An 18,727-nucleotide genomic window follows, 5' to 3' on the forward strand; every position below is an offset into this window, starting at 1 on the left:
CGTTATTTTTTGAAGATCCCTTTCAGCACAAACGCCGCGTTTGCCGGGCGCTCGGCGATTCTTCTCATCAGGTACCCGTACCAATCGGTTCCGTACGGGACATACACCCTCATCCTGTATCCTTCTTCGGCAAGCTCCTTCTGGCGCTCCGTTCTGATGCCGTACAGCATTTGGAATTCAAACTGCTCCCGGGGAATTTGATGTTCGCTTATGAGTGTTTTCGTATAAGAAATGATGTCATCGTCATGAGTCGCCACCGCCGTTTCATGGCCGCTCAAAAGCTGCAGCTTAATCAGCTGCTGAAAATGAAGATCGGTTGCTTTTTTATCAGGGAATGCAACGGCCGCCGATTCTTTATAAGCGCCTTTTACAAGCCTGAGCCGCGGCTTGTATGGCATCAGACCGCTGATGTCTTCAGCTGCCCGGTACAAATAAGCCTGAATGACGGTGCCGAGCATCGGGAAATCCGGCTTGCACCGCTTATACAGCTCGAGTGTACGGCCGCATCTTGAATAGTCCTCCATATCAATCGTTACAGGCACGCAGCGTTCTTTTGCCTCCGTCAATATGTCTCTGACATGCTGTTCCGCGAGCTTCTCGGAAATATCCAGACCGATGGATGTTAATTTCAGAGACAGCTCACAATCCAGTTGATTCTCGGCAATCGCCCTGATTGCTTTTTTACATTCTTCCGCCGTCCTTTTCGCATCCTTCTCTGAACCCGCATATTCACCTAGATAATCAATCGAAGCCGACAGCCCTTTTTGGTTCAGCCGCTTTACCGTTTTCACAGCTTCTGTGAGTGTTTCCCCTGCAACGAACCTTCCCGCGCCGAAGCGGATTCCGTAAGCCTGGGCGAATTTTGTAAGCATTTTATTTTTCGACAAAAATAAACATATGTTCCGCAGCAAGGATGAACTCCCTCCTTTTTCTTTTATTCGTGTATGAAATCCTGATCGCAGAGAAAGCTAAAAAGAACAGAATTGAAGGAGGCGTTTATATGAACAACCAAGAGCAGCACGGAAACTTGCCGCCTGCCGTCATCTCAACGAAAGACCATTTGTATCTTGAGGACATGCTGAACTGGAATCTGCTTGCCATGAAAAAAGCGCATTTTATGGCGGAACATTGCCAGAATCAGACGTTAAAACAAGAGCTTGATCAGATCGGCCGGATGCATCAGAAGCATTATCAGCACATATTGGGCCGCTTGAACCCCGATCAAGGCGGACAGACAACAACAGGCTATATGCAATAGGAGGACAATACATGGAACAGCAAAATCAAAAAATCACGAATCCGCAAACGCCCGTGCCCAATACGGCGCAAATGAATGACAGAGACTTGGTGAATGAGCTGCTGACGACGGAAAAATACATCACGTCTTCATATTGCACAGCCCTGCACGAGTTCAGCCACGAGTCTCTTTATCAAGATATTCAGGCGATTTTCGATGAGTCACAAAAAGCGCAAAGAAGATTATACGATGTGATGTTTCAAAATGGCTGGTATTCCATTGAAGCAGCCGATACCCAAAAGCTTCAGCAATCGTATGAGAAGTTCCGGCAGACCATTCAGCAGCAGTCTCCCTATCAGCAGTAAAACGAAGAAGGATTTGATGTTTTCGACAAGCATCAATCCTTTTTTTATTTTTGCACAAAAAGATTGACTTATCATTAATCCTTATTTATATTTAACTAATGTTAATTATTTTCTCAAGGAACAAGATGAGGAGGAGTTATGAAAAACGCGGATCAATATGTGTCTGACATCCAGAAATCTCTTCAGACGCTGCTGCAAAACATACAGCCTGAAATGGTGGAAAGCATGGCAAAACACGAGGTGACGCCTGCCCAATTATTTGTTTTAGCCAGCCTGAAAAAACACGGGAGCTGCAAAGTTTCCGAAATTGCGGAACGCATGGAGGTAAAACCGAGCGCAGTGACGCTGATGGCCGACCGCCTCGAGCAAAAAGGACTTATCGTCCGCAAACATAACCAGCAGGACAGACGCGTCATCGACATCAGCCTCACCAAAAAAGGCGAAACAAAATTCGAAGATGTTGTGGAAGGACGGAAAGCGATACTGGCGCGAAACCTGTCCGTTCTGACTGACGATGAACTGATTCAGTCCGTGAACATCATCCGCAAAGTAGCGGAAGCCGCCGAGAAATACGCGGCTGATCAAAAAGAAAACGAATAGAATAGAGGAGCTGCCGAAACATGAGCATTGAAAAGAAAGATCCAAAACGCACATTATTGATAACCGGCTTAATCATCGCCATGTTTTTCTCAGCCCTTGACGGCACCATCGTAGGAACGGCGATTCCTAAAATCGTGGGTGACCTCGGGGGATTAAGCATGATGACGTGGCTGACCACGGCATATCTTTTAACTTCGACGACGATCGTTCCGATTGCGGGGAAACTTGCAGATTTATTGGGACGCCGCGTCGTCTATGTGTCAGGTTTATTGATTTTTATGGGAGCTTCCGCACTGTGCGGAATGGCCAGCAACATGACGGAACTGATTATTTTCCGCGGACTTCAGGGAATCGGCGGCGGTGTCATGATGCCGATGGCTATGATCGTCATCGGGGATTTGTTCACAGGAAAACAGCGTGCCAAGTTCCAAGGGCTTTTCGGGGCGATTTACGGGCTTGCTTCCGTGATCGGCCCGCAAATCGGGGGCTGGATTGTTGACTCATTAAATTGGAAATGGGTTTTCTATATCAACCTGCCTGTCGGAATTTTAGCCGTGATCTTTATCGCAAGAGGACTTCAAGGCAGAAAACAGACTGGGCCGATTAACTTTGACATCGCCGGCATTTTCACAATGATCGTCGGAATCGTCAGCCTCCTCCTCGCGCTCAGCTTCGGAGGAAAGGATTACGCATGGGGCTCTTGGCAGATTCTCGGTCTCTTTGCGCTTGCGCTTGCCGGGATTGTCGGATTCATTTTCGCTGAAATCAAAGCAAAAGAGCCGATTCTGCCGATGTACCTGTTTAAAAACAGAACGTTTACCGTACTGAATCTGATCGGCTTTTTCATGAGTATCGGCATGTTCGGCGCCGTTACGTTCGTTCCTTTCTTTATGCAGGGAATTATCGGAGTCAGCGCCACCGCGTCCGGCACGATTATGACGCCGATGATGGTATCTATGATTATCACAAGTATTATCGGAGGCCAGCTGGTTTATAAGATCGGTATTAAACCGCAAATCATGATCGGCATGCTGATCATGGCCGTCGGCTTCTTCTTATTAACGACATTGCAGCTGGATACAAGCAAGCTCGCGGCGACGTGCTATATGGCCGTGATCGGTCTGGGAATGGGGCTCGTCATGCCGCTTCTCACACTCGCTCTGCAAGAAACGTTTTCAAAAGAAGAGCTGGGTGTTGTGACCTCTTCAAGCCAATTTTTCCGGATGATCGGGGGAACGTTCGGCATTACGGTGCTCGGCGCTGTCATGAATGCCAGATCAGGAAGCCTTTTAACCGACAGACTGGTGCCTTACTTAGACTCACTCCCGAAACAGGCAAGTGCCTTTGCCGCCCAGTTTAAAGGTATGATTGACAAGAATCCTGAAGGGCTGCTTCAATCCTTGTTCAGCCAGGAATCGATTAAGCAGATCCCGGCCGCATTTTCTTCCCATATCGTGCCGGTTTTGAAAACGTCACTGATGGATTCGCTTCACAGCGTGTTTTTCACAGGCCTGGCCTTTATCGCTGCCGGATTGATCCTCACGCTGTTTGTTAAATCAATTAAACTGACAAACAAAAAGACAGGCAAACAAGAAGAAAAGGCGAAAGCCGTTTAACAAAGAAAAATCCCGCGGATGCCGCGGGATTTTTTTATATCATCTGGGCCTCTCCGTTTCCGAATGACCAGTCTTCCGCCTCATTGGAATTGGGGGAAAAATTCAAAAAAATAATAATGAAATCCTTTAATAAACTTTAAACATTTCATAGTTATCTTTATAGTACGACATAATAAAATCCCGAAAATTTCTTACCGAAGAAGATAACAGCTTATGTCTTAACCAAGATAAGCCGACTGGATATGAAGCAGAGTGATCAGTCACTTTTATAAAATTCAGCCCCAATGTTCTGCAAACTGAAATAGGAAGCAACGCCACACCTTGATCCAGCTTTATAATCTCGACCAGTAAATGAGAATCCGCCTCAAATGCAATATTTGGGGTGAAACCGGCTTTCTCACAAAGCGAGGCTGTAAAACCGCTGTACTCTTCATTATTAGCAAGGGTAATAAATGGTTCATCGGCGGCAAGACGTAAAGAAATTTCTGTTTTACCCGTAAATCGGTGGTTTGAGGGCAAAGCCAGAACAATATCTTCATTTACCAGCACACAACTCTCTATCTCTTCATCTTGAATCGGATGACCTGTTATTCCTAAATCAATGTCCCCTTTTTTTAAACTTGTTATGATCTCGCTTTTAACTCCGATTGCTTGGAGAATTTTTGATTGAGGGGAGCGGTTGATATATTCACTCATCAGTCCTGCAAGGAATCTTGGATTGGAAATAGATATTCTGATGGTGTCAGAAATTTGATGTTCCTCCAATTGAATTTCCGTTTGTGCATTTTCAATCTCAGTAAAAATCCTGTTTACATGTTTTAAAAGAATTTCCCCTGCTGAACTCAGCTTAATATTTCTGCCTTTTCTCTCAAACAAGGTTGTTCCCAGTTCATTCTCAAGTCTTTTTATAGTGAGACTTAAAGAAGGCTGGGCAATCTTTAATTGTTCTGCTGCTTTAGAAATATGTTCAGTATAGGCAACTGTCTGAAAGTATTTTAGCTGCAGCAATTCCATCTGTCTGCACCCCCCTCATTTATTTCAATAAATATATATATACCTTATTATGTATTGGATTAAATGTAAATGCGGATGTAAGATAATAGCATAGTTAAAGAAAAGGAAAGGGGTCTCCTACTATGAAAATTGATGTGAATAACATTGTGAAAAATTTAAACACACCTTTAACATCACCTGCTTACCCCGTGCCAACCTATAAATTTGTTAACCGGGAATATCTTAATATTATTTACCGAACGGATGAAAAAGCTTTACGTGCGGCAGTGCCGGAACCTCTTGAAATTACTGAACCTTTAGTGAAATTCGAAGTGATGTGGATGCCCGATGTTTCCGGACTTGGTGCCTATACAGAGGCGGGACAAATCATCCCTGTCAGCTTTAATGGTGAAGAAGGAGATTATGTTCATTCTATGTATGTAGACAATTTCCCGGCTATTGCAAGCGGACGGGAACTTACTGCATATCCAAAGAAATTGGGTGCCCCTAAGCTGTATATAGACTCTGATACTCTTGTTGGCACATTAGATTATGGCAGTCTTCGTGTGGCAGCTGCGACTATGGGATATAAACATTTCGAAATGGACAAGGAAAAAGCGAAAAGGGAAATTTGCCGACCTAATTTTATGGTGAAGATTGCTACTGATTACAATGGTGATTTAAGGGTTTGTGATTTGGTGCGAACGCAAATAACGAATATAGAAGTTAAAGGTGCCTGGACTGGACCGGCGCGGCTTCAATTATTTGAACATGCTCTGGCACCGCTTGCAGATTTGCCTGTACTAGAAGTTGTTTCAGCATCTCATATTATTACGGATTTAACCTTAAATGCAGCACAGCCGGTTTATAACTACTTAGAGGAAAAATAAGGAGACGTTTACAATGAGAATTGCAGTTTTAGGAGCAGGTTCTTTAGGAACCATTGTTGGAGCATATCTGTCTGCTGGCGGAATGGATGTCGAATTGATTGATTCATACAAAGAACATGTAGATACTTTAAATCAAATAGGTGCTAAAGTAGTTGGTACAACGGAATTTCAAGCAAAGGTGAAAGCCATTACCCCTGAAAACAAGTCGGGCAAGTATGATTTCATATTACTTCTGACGAAACAATTATATAATGACTCCATTCTTAAGGAGTTACTGCCTTTTTTAAAGGATGACAGTGTAGTATGTTCCTTGCAAAACGGTATACCTGAACAGAAAGTCGCTTCGATCGTTGGTGATGAACGTGTTATTGCAGGTTCTGTTGAATTTGGTGCTACGTTTATTGAACCGGGCGTATCCAGACTTACAACTGAGTATACTCAATTTAAAGAGTACGCTTTTCAAATTGGAGAATTACATGGTGAAACAACAGAAAGAATCCAGCGTATTAAATCGGTTTTAGACCTTATCGGCGGAACACATATTTCCGATAATTTAGTTGGAACGAAGTGGTCAAAATTACTTATCAATAATGCATTCAGTGGTTTATCAGCAGCATTAAACGGAGAATACGGAGACATTCTTGACCATGAAATCGGCATTGTTAGTGCAGTTCATATCGCAGATGAGACGATTAAGGTTGGACACGCCAATGGTGTCAAATTTGCGAAAATGGGCGGCCTTGATATAGAATCTTTGGAATTAAGAAGCGAAAATGATATTCCTGAACGTATCCAAACATTTAGGGCAGCCATGGAACCATCTAGGCTGCTAAGAGCAAGTATGCTCCAGGATCTTGAGAAAAAACGCAAAACTGAAATTGATTATATTAATGGAGTTATTCCCAAAATGGCAGAAGGTACTGGCATTTCAACACCTTTTCATGATTTGGTTGTAGCACAAGTCAAATGTGCCGAGGAATCTCAAACAGTGCCCAATTTTGATACAAATATAAAAGCATTTGAAGAGTTATTACGTATCCGAAAGGAAATGTGATATATAGGAAAGAGAGAAAGGGATTGCTGCGGCGGTCCTTTTTTCTTGGTTCAGCAAGCGGAAGAAATATACGTTAACAAACGGGTGCGTTACATTAAAGTTCTTCGCTATGAATTGAACGGCGCCTTTATTGATTCCTTTTCAGAAAAAAAAGCTTCCGGCACCTCTCTTTGATGCCGAAAGCTTTTTTATTGTTTTTTTCTGTGTGCTTCATTGAGCTGTTTAATGTGCTGTATCGCAGCTTTGATGCCCTCTTTGGCGTCCGGGTAGGATTGATTCCAATGTTTGACGAGCGGAGGCATGCTTTTTGCGATATGTGTATACAAAATCCACTGCCTGACTTCTTCCTTTACATCCGGGTTTGTTTCGCCAAGCAATAGTTCCGTGTATTTTTCAAGCAGGCCGTCCAGCTGCTGCTGCAGTTTCTCTTCCATACCGTTCCCTTCCCTTTTTTCATGATTATGACAATCGGGCGGTGAGGGCCGCTTCCTGCACGATACATCTGCCGCGTCCGTGCGGAATGCAAAGCGGCGTGCCGAACAGCGGGTCTTGCGTTACCTGGCAGTTCATCGCAAAGACCTGCTGTACAAGTTCGCAAGTGATGACTTCTTCGGGACGGCCCTCTGCGTAAATCTGTTTATCCTTAATGGCGACCAGATAATGGGCATAACGGCATGCCAGATTGAGGTCGTGCAGCACCATGACGATTGTGCGTTTTTCTTTTTCATTTAATTCAAACAGCAAATCAAGAATTTCAATTTGATGCGTCATGTCAAGATAGGTTGTCGGCTCGTCAAGCAGAATGATATCCGTATCCTGAGCGAGTGTCATCGCAATCCATGCGCGCTGGCGCTGTCCGCCTGACAAGGAATCTACCGGACGGTCGGCCATTTCCTCAAGCTTCGTCGCTTTAAGCGCGTTTGCCACTGCGTCTTCGTCCTCTTTGGACCATTGCTTCAGCCAGCTTTGATAAGGGTATCTTCCCTGCTTCACAAGCTGATGCACCGTCAGGCCTTCGGGAGCTGACGGACTCTGCGGCAAAATAGCGAGCTCTCTTGCCACTTCCTTCGTCGGAAGCTTAGCGATGGCTTTTCCTTCTAAAAGCACAGAACCGCCCCTCGGTTTCATCAGCCGGGCCAATGAACGTAAAAGCGTCGATTTTCCGCAGCCGTTGCTTCCGATCAATACAGTTATTTCGCCTTTTGGAATCGCGACATCCAATTCGTCAATGATAACAGTTTCTCCGTACCCTAAGCTCAGCGTCTCTGTAGAAATTGCACTCATACCGCTAACCGCTCCTTTTTTGAGTTTCCCAACACTATGTATATAAACAAATTGCCTAAACATTCAACGTGAGATCATGATTATATTGTAACAGAAATTAATGACTCTGAATATCATTATCAATTAGTTTTGGGCAAAAAAGCAGCGGACGGCGGTTATTTTTTTATTTCTGTCATTTCTCCGTCGTTCTTTTTCAGTTTCAGATAAAAATGGTCATAGCGGCTGTCTAAATTAAAAGCCGAGAGCACCTGCCGGACGACCTCGCTTTCCTGCATCCGGCTGTTTACAGCAAGTTCTCCGAGGATCATCTTCATTTCATCAAGCGCTTCCTCGCCCTCTCTGTGAACCCCTGAGAGCTTGTCCCGGATGTCCGCCTTTTCATGACCGCTTTTTCTTTCATACAAACCTTCATAGCGGTTATGCTCTCCGGCTCCGTAGCTGACGCGAAGGGAAAAGCTGCTGTAAGGAACCGGCTTCGCGGATGACACGGGTGTGCTGTCTTGTTCCGCTTCCCGTTTTTCTTCAATCAATCGGCAGCCGGCAATCAGCATCAGCGTAAGACATAAAACGCCCGCCGTCCTGAACCATTTCATGCGATTCACTCCCATTCCATTCCGATCGTTTTTAGGTATTTCCAAGGGAGGCGGCTGTCATTCATGGAACAAAAAAGAACCGGAGCGGTAACACTCCGGCCGGTTCATCTCCAGATTATCATTCAGTCAGCTCTAAAAATTCCTGCACATCCTGTACGGCAAGGCGGACCGCGTCTTCCCAAAACGACCGTTCCGTCAGATCCGCTCCAAGGTGCTTCATCGCCAAATCCTCAACGGTCATCGAAGCCGTGTCACACAAAAGCGCGATATATTTTTCTTCAAAATCCGCTTTTTCCCGAAGAGCTCTTGCATATATTCCAAGCGAAAATAAGTAACCGAACGTATACGGAAAGTTGTAAAACGGCACTCCCGTAATATGAAAATGCAGTTTCGACGCCCAGAAATGAGGGTGGTATTCCCCTAATGAATCGCAAAATGCTTCTTTCTGCGCCGCTTCCATCAGTTCATTCAGTTTCTCAGCCGGAACGACGCCCTGCTTGCGCTCTTCATAAAAACGCGTTTCAAACAAAAATCTCGCATGAATATTCATAAACATGGCAACGCTTCTTTGAATTTTATCCTCAAGCAAGAACAGCTTTTCATCCTTTGTCTCCGCTTGTTTCAAAGCGGCGTCGGCGACGATCATTTCCGCAAAGGTCGAGGCTGTTTCAGCGACATTCATAGCGTAGGCTCTGTTCAGCTGCCGCACTTGAAGCATGGCCTCCTGATGGAACGCGTGACCGAGCTCATGCGCCAGCGTCGATACATTCGAAGCGCTTCCGGAAAACGTCATAAAAATCCGGGATTCCCCGCTGTCGGGAAAGCTGGTGCAGAAACCGCCGACCCGTTTGCCGCTGCGGTCTTCCGCTTCTATCCACTGATCGCGGAACGCTTTTTCCGTAAATGCGGACAGCTTTTTGCCAAACGTCGAAAATTGGCTGACGATCAGATTGGCCGCTTCATCAAATGTGTATTCTTTCGGAGCCTCGCCGATCGGCGCGTCCACATCATACCAGTTCAGCCGCTCAAGCCCTAAAAGAGACGCCTTTCGATTCAGGTATTCGGCAAAAGGTTTTTTATGATCGGTAATGACCTGCCACATGACATCCAGCGTTTCTTTTTTCATCCGGTTGATCGCAAGCGGCTCTTCCAAAGCGCTTTTCCAGCCCCGCGCTTTATAGATTTCTGTGCGGAAGCCGGCCAGATGGTTCAGCGTGCTGCCGAAAAGCTCCTCTTCTCCTTTCCAGGCTTCATTAAGCTCTTTGAACACTTGACGTCTGATGCGGCGGTCCGGGTGCGCCATCATATTTTCCGCTTGGCCGACCGACAGCTCTTTATCCTCAAACGGAATCTTCATTCTGCCGACAGCCGCATTATACAGGTCGCCCCATGCGTGATAGCCGTCAACGGCCAGGCCTTCAATCAGCCTTTCTTCTGAAGCGCTGAGCTTCTCTTTGACACGGTCTCTTCTCTCATTTAAAACATATGTGAGATCCTGAAGTTCCGGTTTTTGCAGCAGCTCCTCCCAGACCCGCTCGTCAATCCGGGCAAGTGTATCGTCAAGGGTGACCAGAGCGGATTTAAAATCACTGCTCAGCTGATTAATCCGCGCCCTCCATTCATTCGCTTTCTGATCTTGAGTGTTCTGAGCCTGAAGACAGCCGACGAACGCTCCCGCCTGCCTGATCATGATCGCTGACCGTTCAAACCTATCAATCAGATTTATCAGCTCCCGGCTTTCATCCGCATGCGCCGGAACTGTAAACGCTTCAACCGCATGTTGAAAGGCGCTTAGATGCTTTTTGAGCTCTTGTATGTATTGCTGAAACTCTTCCGACCGGCTCCCGCCCTCAAAAATGGAGTTTAAATCCCATGTTTCCTTCAATCCCTCTAATGCCATCTTTTCTTTACCCCTTTCTATCCGAAGCTGACTCCATTATAAAACAATTCTGACATATTTCCGAACGATTTCTCCTTCTTTCCGCGAGATGTTATACACTATGAGATAAGAACAAACGGGGAGGATTATAAGATGAACAGAAAAATTGCCATTGTAACCGGCGCGACGAGCGGATTCGGGCTGCTGACAGCGCTGAAGCTCGCCCGGTCTTATCACGTCATCGCAACAGCCAGACAGCCGGAGAAAGCTGAAATACTGAAAGAGGCCGCCGCTCAAGCGGGTGCATCCGATCATGTTACGGTCGTTTCTTTAGATGTGACAAATGAGCAGTCGGTGTCTGACTTCGGGAACACCATCAGCGGTTTCGGACCGATTGACCTGCTCGTCAATAACGCCGGCTCTGCGTACGGGGGGTTTATTGACGATGTGCTGATGGAACATTACAGACAGCAGTATGAAACAAATGTATTCGGTCTGATTCACGTCACAAAAACCGTGCTGCCTTATATGCGAAAACATGGCGGGGCGAAAATCTTCAATATCAGCAGTATCAGCGGACTGACCGGTTTCCCGGCTCTATCTCCGTATGTCTCTTCCAAATTCGCGGTTGAAGGATTTACAGAGTGTCTGCGCCTCGAACTGCTGCCTTTAGGAATTGATGCAGCTTTAATAGAACCGGGCTCCTATAAAACGTCTATTTGGGAGACGTCTCTCTCCAATCATCTTACGGCACCCGCCAAAGATTCGCCCTATTACCGCTATTATCAGCAAATCGAAGCTTACTTCAAAGCCAACGCATCCAAAAGCGGCGATCCTGATGACGTAGCGGAGCTGATTTATCAATTGGCACAAAGGAAACGGCTGAAGAAACTGCGGTATCCGATCGGCAGGGGCGTTAAGCTGGCATTGGCTTTCCGCTCACTCTTCTCGTGGTCCGCCTGGGAATCTGTTGTGAAGAAAAAGCTGTTCACTTAAACCTAAATTATAATTATTATAATTTAGTATTGATTTTTATTTGATATGTGGTATAATTAAATTAACAGATCACAGGGAGGACGATGAATATGAATACACAAAACGCGAAAAAAACTGAAACTCTTGTTGAGAAATCAATGAACACACAATTATCAAACTGGTTTATCCTTTACTCTAAACTGCACCGCTTCCATTGGTATGTAAAAGGCCCTCATTTCTTTACGCTTCATGAAAAATTTGAAGAACTGTATAACGAAGCGGCGGAAACGGCGGATGCCATCGCAGAGCGTCTTCTGGCCATCGGCGGACAGCCTGCGGCGACTTTACACACTTACCTTGAACAAGCTTCCATTACGGATGAAGGCCAGGAAAAAACGGCTTCTGAAATGGTGGAATCACTGGTTCAAGACTATAAACAAATCAGCCGCGAATCAAAATTTGTCATCGGCATCGCCGAGGAACAAAATGACCCGTCAACTGCCGACCTGTTTGTCGGATTAGTTGAAGAAGCGGACAAGCATGTGTGGATGCTGTCAGCCTACTTGGGAGAATGACGAAAAAAGCTGAACCTCAGTTGAAGGTTCAGCTTTTTTTATGCGTTCAGCTTGCGCTTTCGGTTTGTTTCGTTAATGTGACGTTCAGCGTCTTTTTGCTTCCGCTTCTGAGAACTTGAACAGTCGTCTTATCGCCGATTTTCAGCTGGTTATATAAGATCTGTCTGATATCGGCGCTGCTGCCGACATCTTTGCCGTTCAATTGTACAATGACGTCATTTGATTTGATGCCCGCTTTCGCAGCCGGTGAGCCGGATTGCACCTCTTTTACGTAAACACCCTTAGACAGCTGGTCGCCGAACAGTCCGAGCGTGTTTTCCTGATAGGTTTCCGGCACTTGCGACATATCAATCATCTGCACACCTAAAAACGGGCGCTCGACTTTTCCTTTTGCAAGCAGCTGGTCGACTATCGGTTCTACATCATTGCTCGGAATGGCAAAGCCGAGTGACTCCACGCCGCTTTCACTGACTTTCATGCTGTTGATCCCGATAACCTGGCCGCTTGAGTTGATTAACGGGCCGCCGCTGTTTCCGGGGTTAATCGCCGCATCCGTTTGAATCACGTTCATTTCCACCGTGCCTTGAGATGTATCGGCGTCTACCGTTCTGTTCAGCCCGCTGATGACACCTTGTGTGACGGTGCCGGAAAACTGCTGGCCGAGCGGGTTGCCGATGGCAATCACTTTATCGGCAATGCGGAGCTTGGAGGAATCTCCGAAGCTGGCCGCTTTTTTGACATTGGACGAGCTGATTTCCAATACAGCCAAGTCACTGATGGCATCCTTTCCGACAAGCTTTGCCGTTTCGGTTTTCCCATTGTAAAGAGTGACCGACAGTTTGTTCGCACCTTCTACGACATGATTGTTTGTAATGATGTACGCTTTTTCGCCGTCTTTTTTGAAGATGACGCCGGACCCCGTGCCGCTTTCCGTTTCAGAGCTTGAACCGCCGTCAAGTCCGAACTGGCTGCTTTGCGAAGCTTGGTAGTTGGACACTCCCACAATCGCAGGCTCCAAATCTTCTACCATATCCGCTACGCTTGAGGTATTTTTCAAAGGCGTTGACGTAAAATTCGAAGACTGAACTTGTTTCGTATCAGAAACGGCTTCTGTCTTATGCTGCTCACTCGGCAGGTTCGGCACAATGCCAAGCACGAGGCCTCCGCCGATAATACCGCCTAAAATCGGGCTCAGCCAAGCGGCTCTCCGTTTTTTTTCTTTTTTCACGGCAGCCGTTTTTTCAAATTCCGCGCCGGCGGCCGTCTCGTTTTCCGCTTCTTTCGAGACGGGCCCTTCGAGCAGCTCCGGCTCCTGATGGCTGATCCGCTGCTTTTCATTTCTGTTTTGTTCCGTATGTGAAAGATCTGACTGATCGCGGCTTCTGCCGTCATCTCGATGATCATTCATATTCACGCACACTCCTTTTAGCATGTTTTCATTCTATCGATTACATATTCATCGCATGTACAAGTTCTATTGTCCCAATAATAAGGAGAAAAGCAAAGCTCCAAAACAAAATGTGTTTGAACATGTTATCTTCCCCGCTTTTTTTCTTCCTTTCTTCCCTTATACACATCATAAACAAACATTGTGGGATAAAAATGAAAAGAATATGTGAAATTATGAAAATGCGGCTTGAGTGTGTTAAAACTAGTATAATGACGTTGAAAGGATGTGAAATGCCTTGTCATACACCATTTATCTAGTTGAAGATGAGGATAACCTGAATGAACTGCTCACAAAATATTTAGAGAATGAAGGCTGGAACATTACATCTTTCACAAAAGGCGAAGATGCCAGAAAGCAGATGCAGCCGTCTCCCCACTTGTGGATTCTCGACATCATGCTTCCGGATACGGACGGCTATACATTGATAAAAGAAATAAAAGAAAAAGATCCCGATGTGCCCGTCATTTTCATTTCCGCGCGGGATGCCGATATTGACAGAGTCCTCGGGTTAGAGCTTGGAAGCAATGATTATATCGCCAAGCCTTTTTTGCCGAGAGAGCTCATTATACGGGTTCAGAAGCTGCTGGAGCTCGTGTATAAAGAACAGCCCGCCGCAAAGAAAACCGGCATCACCGTTTCTTCCTACAATGTGATCGAAGATGCCCGAGAGGTTTATGATGAAACCGGCAGCCTGGTCAATTTGACGTCTAAGGAATTTGATCTGCTGCTTTTATTTCTTCACCATAAAGGACACCCTTTTTCCAGGGAAGATATTCTGCTGAAAATATGGGGCCATGATTATTTCGGCACTGACCGGGTGGTCGATGATCTTGTGCGGAGGCTGCGGAAAAAAATGCCGGAGTTAAAGGTTGAGACCATTTACGGATTCGGCTACAGGATGATGACGTCATGAAAAATAAGCCGCTTGCTTTTCAAATATGGGTGGTCATCTCAGGCATCCTCTTAGCCATTTCGATTCTGCTGCTCGTGTTGTTCTCAAATACGCTGCGTAATTTTTTCACGGATGAAACGTATACGACCATTGAAAATGAACAGCATGTACTGACGGAGTACCGGCTGCCCGGATCGATCGAGCGGGGATATTACAGCGAGGATGCGACCGCTCCGACGACTTTCCGATCCGTTCAGCACGTTCTTCTGCCGCAACGGGAGGAATCGGCCAGTGACAAAGACTTGAACTACTTTTCTTCTTCCTTTATCCATAAGGTGTACAAGCTCGCGGACCGCCAGCACAGCGTCACGAAACGATACAGCGCGGACATCAGCGGTGAAAAAGTATTTTTCGTCATTAAAAAAGGCCTCACCATTAACGGCCAGGATGCGATGATGCTGTCTTACGCCCTTGATTCTTATCGTGATGATCTGGCATTCACCCTGTTCAAGCAGCTGCTCTTTATCATTGCCGGCGTGATTTTGTTAAGCTGGATTCCGGCGATTTGGCTTGCCAAATATCTCTCGCGCCCGCTCGTTTCCTTAGAGAAGCATGTCAAACGGATTTCAAAACAGGATTGGGATGATCCGGTCATCGTCGACAGAAAAGACGAAATCGGAAAATTAGGCCATACCATTGAAGACATGCGGAGCAAGCTGGTGCAAAAAGACGAAACGGAAAGAACGCTCCTGCAAAATATCTCTCATGATTTAAAAACGCCTGTCATGGTGATAAGGGGCTATACTCAATCAATAAAGGACGGGATTTTTCCTAAGGGGGATCTGGAAACCACAATTGATGTCATTGAAGGCGAAGCAGAAAAACTTGAGAAGAAAATTAAGGATTTATTATATTTAACGAAGCTTGATTATTTAATGAAGCAGCGGGTGCACCATGAGACATTTGACATTGTGAAGGTCACGGAAGAAGTCATTGAACGGCTCAAATGGGCCCGGAAGGAATTATCGTGGACCGTTGAAACAGAAGATGCATTAATGATGCCCGGTGATCCGGAACAATGGAGCAAACTTCTTGAAAACATTCTCGAAAATCAAATCCGCTATGCAGAAACGGCGATTCACATTCGGATCAGCCAAAATCAGCAGCAGATTGTCATGACGGTTGAAAATGACGGGCCTCCGATTGAGGATGAGATGCTATCCAGCTTGTACGAGCCTTTTAATAAAGGGAAGAAAGGCGAGTTCGGCATAGGACTCAGCATCGTAAAACGGATTTTAACCCTGCATAAAGCATCAATTTCAATTGAAAATGACCAATCGGGTGTAATCTACCGAATTATCATACCAAAGTAGACTGTAGTGTTTCATTGCAGTCTTTTTTTATGTGAAGGAATAGCCGTTAAAATCTCTGTAGTTTGCTTTCAGCGGTTTTTGGCATTGATGAACCCATTTCTTTTCACAAATTGTCTTTTTCGGATATTTCACCTTTTCGACTTTAATTCCTCTGTTTCGCAAGCGGCTGATCATTTCATCTAATTCTTTCATTTTCAGATTCACCCTTTCGCCAGAACTTTGACCATTCGGTCAGCTCACTTTATAATATAAATAAAACAAAACAAAAAAACAAGTTACAATCAGGTTAAATTTACGGAATATCAATATGACCATATAGTCATACATGAGAAGCACAAGCCAGCCTCCTGGCTCCGAAAGGGTGGAACCATTGAAGGAAAAAGAAAAGCTGATCATTGAAGCAGCAATTAAACTGTTTGCCCGAAAAGGGTACAAATCTACATCGGTTCAGGAAATCGCCGATGAATGCAAAATCTCAAAAGGCGCTTTTTATCTTTACTTTCCTTCCAAAGAAGCACTGCTTCTATCCATGCTGAATTACTACTATGATAAAACGTTTACCCGAATCACGACGATCCAAACGGAGGGTGACAGTCCGAGAGCCGCTTACCAAAAACAGCTTGCGGTGTTTTACGAATCGATTCTCGCCCATCAGGATTTTATTACCGTGCAGATGAAAGACGGTTCACTTCCTTATACCGAAGAAGCGGCGCAGTGCGGAAAGAGAATCCGCCGGTCGATCCTGCAGTTTCATATCGACAGTCTTCTTGCGATTTACGGAGAAAAAGCTGAACCATACACAGCCGAGCTTTGTTTTTTAATAGAAGGAATCAGTCAGATGTATCTTGAATATCTCATTCTGACCGGCCGGTCCGTACAGCCTTCGCTTTTGGCAAATACCGTGATTCACAGAATTGATGACATCGTAAACGGAATGGCGGACAGACATGATGAAGCGTTTATTTCTCTTGATGAGGCAAGCTCACTGTTTGGCCCCCTTCATAACGGGCAGCCCGATCCTTTAAGCCAATCGATCTTGCAGACCCTCCGCACGCGCATCGGCACGATGGACAAGACGCAAGCATCTGAATTCACCGAGAGCTTGGATATTCTGGAAGCGGAAATGAAGAAAAAGTCGCCGAAACCGGCAATCATCAAAGGAATGATTTTGAATTTGAAGGAATCCGACCTGCTGGCTGAAGATGCAGAACAGCTCAGATTTTTACTGAAACAGCAGTTTATTTAGAAGAACGGCCGCAATGACTGCAGCCGTTCTTTCTTTTTATGCTTTCGGGTGCACCATATCTTCCGGACGCACCATTTCATTAAATTGTTCTTCTGTCAGAAGGTTCAGCTGTAATGCCGCTTCTTTCAGCGTCAAGCCTTCTTTGTGGGCAAGCTTGGCGATTTTCGCGGCGTTTTCATAACCGATGTGCGGGTTAAGCGCCGTAACAAGCATTAATGAGTTAGAGAGATTTTCCTGAATCGTCTCTTGGTTCGGCTCAATACCGACAGCGCATTTGTCATGGAAGGAATTCATTCCGTCACTGAGCAGCTGCACGGTCTGCAGGAAGTTATAGATAATAACCGGTTTGAAGACATTCAGCTCGAAGTTTCCTTGGCTGGCCGCAAATCCGATTGTCGCGTCATTTCCCATCACTTGCGCGGCGATCATTGTCAGCGCCTCACTTTGCGTCGGGTTGACTTTGCCCGGCATGATAGAACTTCCCGGCTCATTTTCAGGAATGACGATTTCGCCGATTCCGCAGCGCGGGCCGCTAGCCAGCCATCTGACATCGTTGGCAATCTTCATCAGGTCGGCAGCCAATGCTTTTAACGCGCCGTGAACGTGAGTGATTTCATCATGGCTTGTGAGCGCATGGAATTTGTTAGGCGAACTCTTGAATGTCTGCCCCGTTACTTTTGTGATTTCTTCCGCGACGAATTCACCGAACTGCGGATGGGCGTTGATTCCCGTACCGACTGCCGTGCCTCCGATGGCAAGCGCGCGGATTTTTTCCGTTGACTCAAGAATCATTTCTTTCGAACGGTCAAGCATGTATACCCAGCCGCTGATTTCCTGTCCGAGCGTCAGCGGAGTGGCGTCCTGCAAATGCGTGCGTCCGATTTTCACAATATCCTGATAAGCTTTCGCTTTTTCATCAAGCGTCGCGCGCAGCTGATCAAGCGCCGGAACGAGCTGCTCATATACAGCAAGAACCGCCGCAACGTGCATCGCCGTCGGGAATGTATCGTTTGAGCTTTGGCTGCGGTTAACGTCATCATTCGGATGAATCTTCAGCTCGGAATTTTTTTCTTTCAATAAAGCAGTCGCGCGGTTGGCCACCACTTCATTCATGTTCATGTTGCTTTGCGTGCCGCTTCCCGTCTGCCAGACAACGAGCGGAAAGTTATCGTCGTATTTGCCGTTTAAAACATCGTCACATACAGCGGCAATCGCCTGTGCTTTTTCAGACTCTAAGTTGCCGAGGCGTTCGTTGGCGATCGCTGTGCTTCTTTTCAATATTGCAAACGCCTTCACAACACGCTGAGGCATTTTTTCTGAACCGATTTTGAAGTTCTCTTTGCTGCGCTGTGTCTGAGCGCCCCAAAATTTATCTGCCGGAACTTTAACTTCTCCCATGGTGTCTTTTTCAATTCTGTAGTCCATTTATGTATCCCTCCATAACAGTTGCTTCACCCTGAGTATTATTCGCCAGTAACAGATGAAACCCTTTTTATTTTTCGGCCTTGGCCGTTTTTAATTTCAGCTCAAGATAGACGCGCGAATCCTTTGAGTATTTATACTTCGGATTTGTTTTACGGTATTCTTTCGACGTGTAAGCCACTTCGTAATGCGCTTCAAATGATTTGATGAGCTGTTCAATTTCTTCGGCATTTCCTGCCAGTCTGACTTGTGCCACATCTCTCCTCCGCTTTCATAAAAAAAC

The 18,727-nt window shown here is 45.8% G+C and carries 21 protein-coding genes; 11 read left to right on the plus strand and 10 right to left on the minus strand.

Features of this window, described 5'->3' with window-relative positions; translation table 11 throughout:
- Positions 1–2: 2 nt before the first annotated feature.
- On the minus strand, positions 3–911 hold the full coding sequence (locus GNE05_RS16750; RefSeq protein WP_021494006.1) for a proline dehydrogenase family protein: 909 nt from the start codon (positions 909–911) through the stop codon (positions 3–5).
- An 89-nt stretch (positions 912–1,000) separates the two neighbouring features.
- Here GNE05_RS16750 and GNE05_RS16755 point away from each other — a divergent pair, with 89 nt between their 5' ends.
- From GNE05_RS16755 to GNE05_RS16770, 4 genes are all read left to right on the plus strand, one after another.
- Complete coding sequence (locus GNE05_RS16755) at positions 1,001–1,258, plus strand: hypothetical protein (protein WP_015418171.1); 258 nt, start codon at positions 1,001–1,003, stop codon at positions 1,256–1,258.
- 11 nt (positions 1,259–1,269) lie between these two features.
- Complete coding sequence (locus GNE05_RS16760; RefSeq protein ID WP_014418831.1) at positions 1,270–1,602, plus strand: spore coat protein; 333 nt, start codon at positions 1,270–1,272, stop codon at positions 1,600–1,602.
- Positions 1,603–1,740: 138 nt separating this feature from the next.
- A complete protein-coding gene (locus tag GNE05_RS16765) occupies positions 1,741–2,202 on the plus strand; it encodes a MarR family winged helix-turn-helix transcriptional regulator (RefSeq protein ID WP_003151828.1) in 462 nt (153 codons plus the stop codon).
- Between the two features lie 20 nt (positions 2,203–2,222).
- The gene (locus GNE05_RS16770; RefSeq protein WP_007410079.1) at positions 2,223–3,818 is read left to right on the plus strand and encodes an MDR family MFS transporter; all 1,596 of its coding nucleotides are present in this window, start codon (positions 2,223–2,225) and stop codon (positions 3,816–3,818) included.
- Positions 3,819–3,944: 126 nt separating this feature from the next.
- Here GNE05_RS16770 and GNE05_RS16775 read toward each other — a convergent pair whose 3' ends face one another.
- Complete coding sequence (locus GNE05_RS16775; RefSeq protein WP_160183004.1) at positions 3,945–4,832, minus strand: LysR family transcriptional regulator; 888 nt, start codon at positions 4,830–4,832, stop codon at positions 3,945–3,947.
- Positions 4,833–4,954: 122 nt separating this feature from the next.
- Here GNE05_RS16775 and GNE05_RS16780 point away from each other — a divergent pair, with 122 nt between their 5' ends.
- Both GNE05_RS16780 and GNE05_RS16785 read left to right on the plus strand, forming a co-directional pair.
- Positions 4,955–5,701 (plus strand): acetoacetate decarboxylase, encoded by a 747-nt coding sequence (locus GNE05_RS16780; protein WP_029973597.1) that lies wholly within the window; start codon positions 4,955–4,957, stop codon positions 5,699–5,701.
- 13 nt (positions 5,702–5,714) lie between these two features.
- On the plus strand, positions 5,715–6,755 hold the full coding sequence (locus GNE05_RS16785; RefSeq protein ID WP_021494008.1) for a ketopantoate reductase family protein: 1,041 nt from the start codon (positions 5,715–5,717) through the stop codon (positions 6,753–6,755).
- 188 nt (positions 6,756–6,943) lie between these two features.
- On the opposite strand, the gene GNE05_RS16790 is transcribed toward GNE05_RS16785, so the two are convergent.
- The 4 genes from GNE05_RS16790 to GNE05_RS16805 form a co-directional block, all read right to left on the minus strand.
- Complete coding sequence (locus GNE05_RS16790) at positions 6,944–7,189, minus strand: YusU family protein (RefSeq protein WP_003151822.1); 246 nt, start codon at positions 7,187–7,189, stop codon at positions 6,944–6,946.
- A 25-nt stretch (positions 7,190–7,214) separates the two neighbouring features.
- Positions 7,215–8,039, minus strand: a complete 825-nt coding sequence (locus GNE05_RS16795) for an ABC transporter ATP-binding protein (protein ID WP_014418835.1) — start codon at positions 8,037–8,039, stop codon at positions 7,215–7,217.
- Between the two features lie 155 nt (positions 8,040–8,194).
- Positions 8,195–8,632 carry a YusW family protein gene (locus GNE05_RS16800; RefSeq protein WP_021494009.1) on the minus strand — a complete coding sequence of 146 codons (438 nt, stop codon included), beginning with the start codon at positions 8,630–8,632 and terminating at the stop codon, positions 8,195–8,197.
- Positions 8,633–8,750: 118 nt separating this feature from the next.
- Complete coding sequence (locus tag GNE05_RS16805) at positions 8,751–10,532, minus strand: M3 family oligoendopeptidase (protein WP_160183005.1); 1,782 nt, start codon at positions 10,530–10,532, stop codon at positions 8,751–8,753.
- 132 nt (positions 10,533–10,664) lie between these two features.
- Here GNE05_RS16805 and GNE05_RS16810 point away from each other — a divergent pair, with 132 nt between their 5' ends.
- On the plus strand, positions 10,665–11,507 hold the full coding sequence (locus GNE05_RS16810; RefSeq protein WP_017418950.1) for an oxidoreductase: 843 nt from the start codon (positions 10,665–10,667) through the stop codon (positions 11,505–11,507).
- An 89-nt stretch (positions 11,508–11,596) separates the two neighbouring features.
- Positions 11,597–12,061 (plus strand): Dps family protein, encoded by a 465-nt coding sequence (locus tag GNE05_RS16815; protein ID WP_007410071.1) that lies wholly within the window; start codon positions 11,597–11,599, stop codon positions 12,059–12,061.
- Between the two features lie 46 nt (positions 12,062–12,107).
- Here the strand turns inward: GNE05_RS16815 and GNE05_RS16820 are convergent, their stop codons facing one another.
- Positions 12,108–13,469 (minus strand): S1C family serine protease, encoded by a 1,362-nt coding sequence (locus tag GNE05_RS16820; RefSeq protein WP_160183006.1) that lies wholly within the window; start codon positions 13,467–13,469, stop codon positions 12,108–12,110.
- A 277-nt stretch (positions 13,470–13,746) separates the two neighbouring features.
- Between GNE05_RS16820 and GNE05_RS16825 the strand changes: the two genes are divergently transcribed.
- Positions 13,747–14,424 carry a two-component system response regulator CssR gene (locus tag GNE05_RS16825; protein ID WP_003151813.1) on the plus strand — a complete coding sequence of 226 codons (678 nt, stop codon included), beginning with the start codon at positions 13,747–13,749 and terminating at the stop codon, positions 14,422–14,424.
- Positions 14,421–15,776 (plus strand): two-component system sensor histidine kinase CssS, encoded by a 1,356-nt coding sequence (locus GNE05_RS16830; protein ID WP_160183007.1) that lies wholly within the window; start codon positions 14,421–14,423, stop codon positions 15,774–15,776. The genes GNE05_RS16825 and GNE05_RS16830 overlap by 4 nt, the downstream gene beginning before the upstream one ends.
- A 27-nt stretch (positions 15,777–15,803) precedes the next feature.
- On the opposite strand, the gene spxO is transcribed toward GNE05_RS16830, so the two are convergent.
- Positions 15,804–15,968, minus strand: a complete 165-nt coding sequence (spxO, locus tag GNE05_RS16835; protein WP_003151811.1) for an anti-adapter protein SpxO — start codon at positions 15,966–15,968, stop codon at positions 15,804–15,806.
- A 178-nt stretch (positions 15,969–16,146) separates the two neighbouring features.
- Here spxO and GNE05_RS16840 point away from each other — a divergent pair, with 178 nt between their 5' ends.
- Positions 16,147–17,022, plus strand: coding sequence for a TetR/AcrR family transcriptional regulator (locus tag GNE05_RS16840; RefSeq protein ID WP_007410065.1), 876 nt, complete (start codon positions 16,147–16,149; stop codon positions 17,020–17,022).
- A 36-nt stretch (positions 17,023–17,058) separates the two neighbouring features.
- Here GNE05_RS16840 and fumC read toward each other — a convergent pair whose 3' ends face one another.
- A complete protein-coding gene (fumC, locus tag GNE05_RS16845) occupies positions 17,059–18,447 on the minus strand; it encodes a class II fumarate hydratase (RefSeq protein ID WP_007410064.1) in 1,389 nt (462 codons plus the stop codon).
- Positions 18,448–18,514: 67 nt separating this feature from the next.
- Positions 18,515–18,700, minus strand: coding sequence for a YvzF family protein (locus GNE05_RS16850; RefSeq protein WP_003151806.1), 186 nt, complete (start codon positions 18,698–18,700; stop codon positions 18,515–18,517).
- Positions 18,701–18,727: the final 27 nt, after the last annotated feature.

The sequence above is a fragment of the Bacillus sp. AM1(2019) genome (genome assembly GCF_009906915.1).
Lineage (GTDB): Bacteria > Bacillota > Bacilli > Bacillales > Bacillaceae > Bacillus > Bacillus velezensis.

Excerpts from the sequence above, each read along its gene's own strand:
- GNE05_RS16755 (WP_015418171.1), top strand. The coding sequence starts at position 1,001 with ATGAACAACCAAGAGCAGCACGGAAACTTGCCGCCTGCCGTCATCTCA.
- GNE05_RS16760 (WP_014418831.1), top strand. The coding sequence starts at position 1,270 with ATGGAACAGCAAAATCAAAAAATCACGAATCCGCAAACGCCCGTGCCC.
- GNE05_RS16765 (WP_003151828.1), top strand. The coding sequence starts at position 1,741 with ATGAAAAACGCGGATCAATATGTGTCTGACATCCAGAAATCTCTTCAG.
- GNE05_RS16770 (WP_007410079.1), top strand. The coding sequence starts at position 2,223 with ATGAGCATTGAAAAGAAAGATCCAAAACGCACATTATTGATAACCGGC.
- GNE05_RS16775 (WP_160183004.1), bottom strand. The coding sequence starts at position 4,832 with ATGGAATTGCTGCAGCTAAAATACTTTCAGACAGTTGCCTATACTGAA.
- GNE05_RS16780 (WP_029973597.1), top strand. The coding sequence starts at position 4,955 with ATGAAAATTGATGTGAATAACATTGTGAAAAATTTAAACACACCTTTA.
- GNE05_RS16785 (WP_021494008.1), top strand. The coding sequence starts at position 5,715 with ATGAGAATTGCAGTTTTAGGAGCAGGTTCTTTAGGAACCATTGTTGGA.
- GNE05_RS16790 (WP_003151822.1), bottom strand. The coding sequence starts at position 7,189 with ATGGAAGAGAAACTGCAGCAGCAGCTGGACGGCCTGCTTGAAAAATAC.
- GNE05_RS16795 (WP_014418835.1), bottom strand. The coding sequence starts at position 8,039 with ATGAGTGCAATTTCTACAGAGACGCTGAGCTTAGGGTACGGAGAAACT.
- GNE05_RS16800 (WP_021494009.1), bottom strand. The coding sequence starts at position 8,632 with ATGAAATGGTTCAGGACGGCGGGCGTTTTATGTCTTACGCTGATGCTG.
- GNE05_RS16805 (WP_160183005.1), bottom strand. The coding sequence starts at position 10,532 with ATGGCATTAGAGGGATTGAAGGAAACATGGGATTTAAACTCCATTTTT.
- GNE05_RS16810 (WP_017418950.1), top strand. The coding sequence starts at position 10,665 with ATGAACAGAAAAATTGCCATTGTAACCGGCGCGACGAGCGGATTCGGG.
- GNE05_RS16815 (WP_007410071.1), top strand. The coding sequence starts at position 11,597 with ATGAATACACAAAACGCGAAAAAAACTGAAACTCTTGTTGAGAAATCA.
- GNE05_RS16820 (WP_160183006.1), bottom strand. The coding sequence starts at position 13,469 with ATGAATGATCATCGAGATGACGGCAGAAGCCGCGATCAGTCAGATCTT.
- GNE05_RS16830 (WP_160183007.1), top strand. The coding sequence starts at position 14,421 with ATGAAAAATAAGCCGCTTGCTTTTCAAATATGGGTGGTCATCTCAGGC.
- spxO (WP_003151811.1), bottom strand. The coding sequence starts at position 15,968 with ATGAAAGAATTAGATGAAATGATCAGCCGCTTGCGAAACAGAGGAATT.
- fumC (WP_007410064.1), bottom strand. The coding sequence starts at position 18,447 with ATGGACTACAGAATTGAAAAAGACACCATGGGAGAAGTTAAAGTTCCG.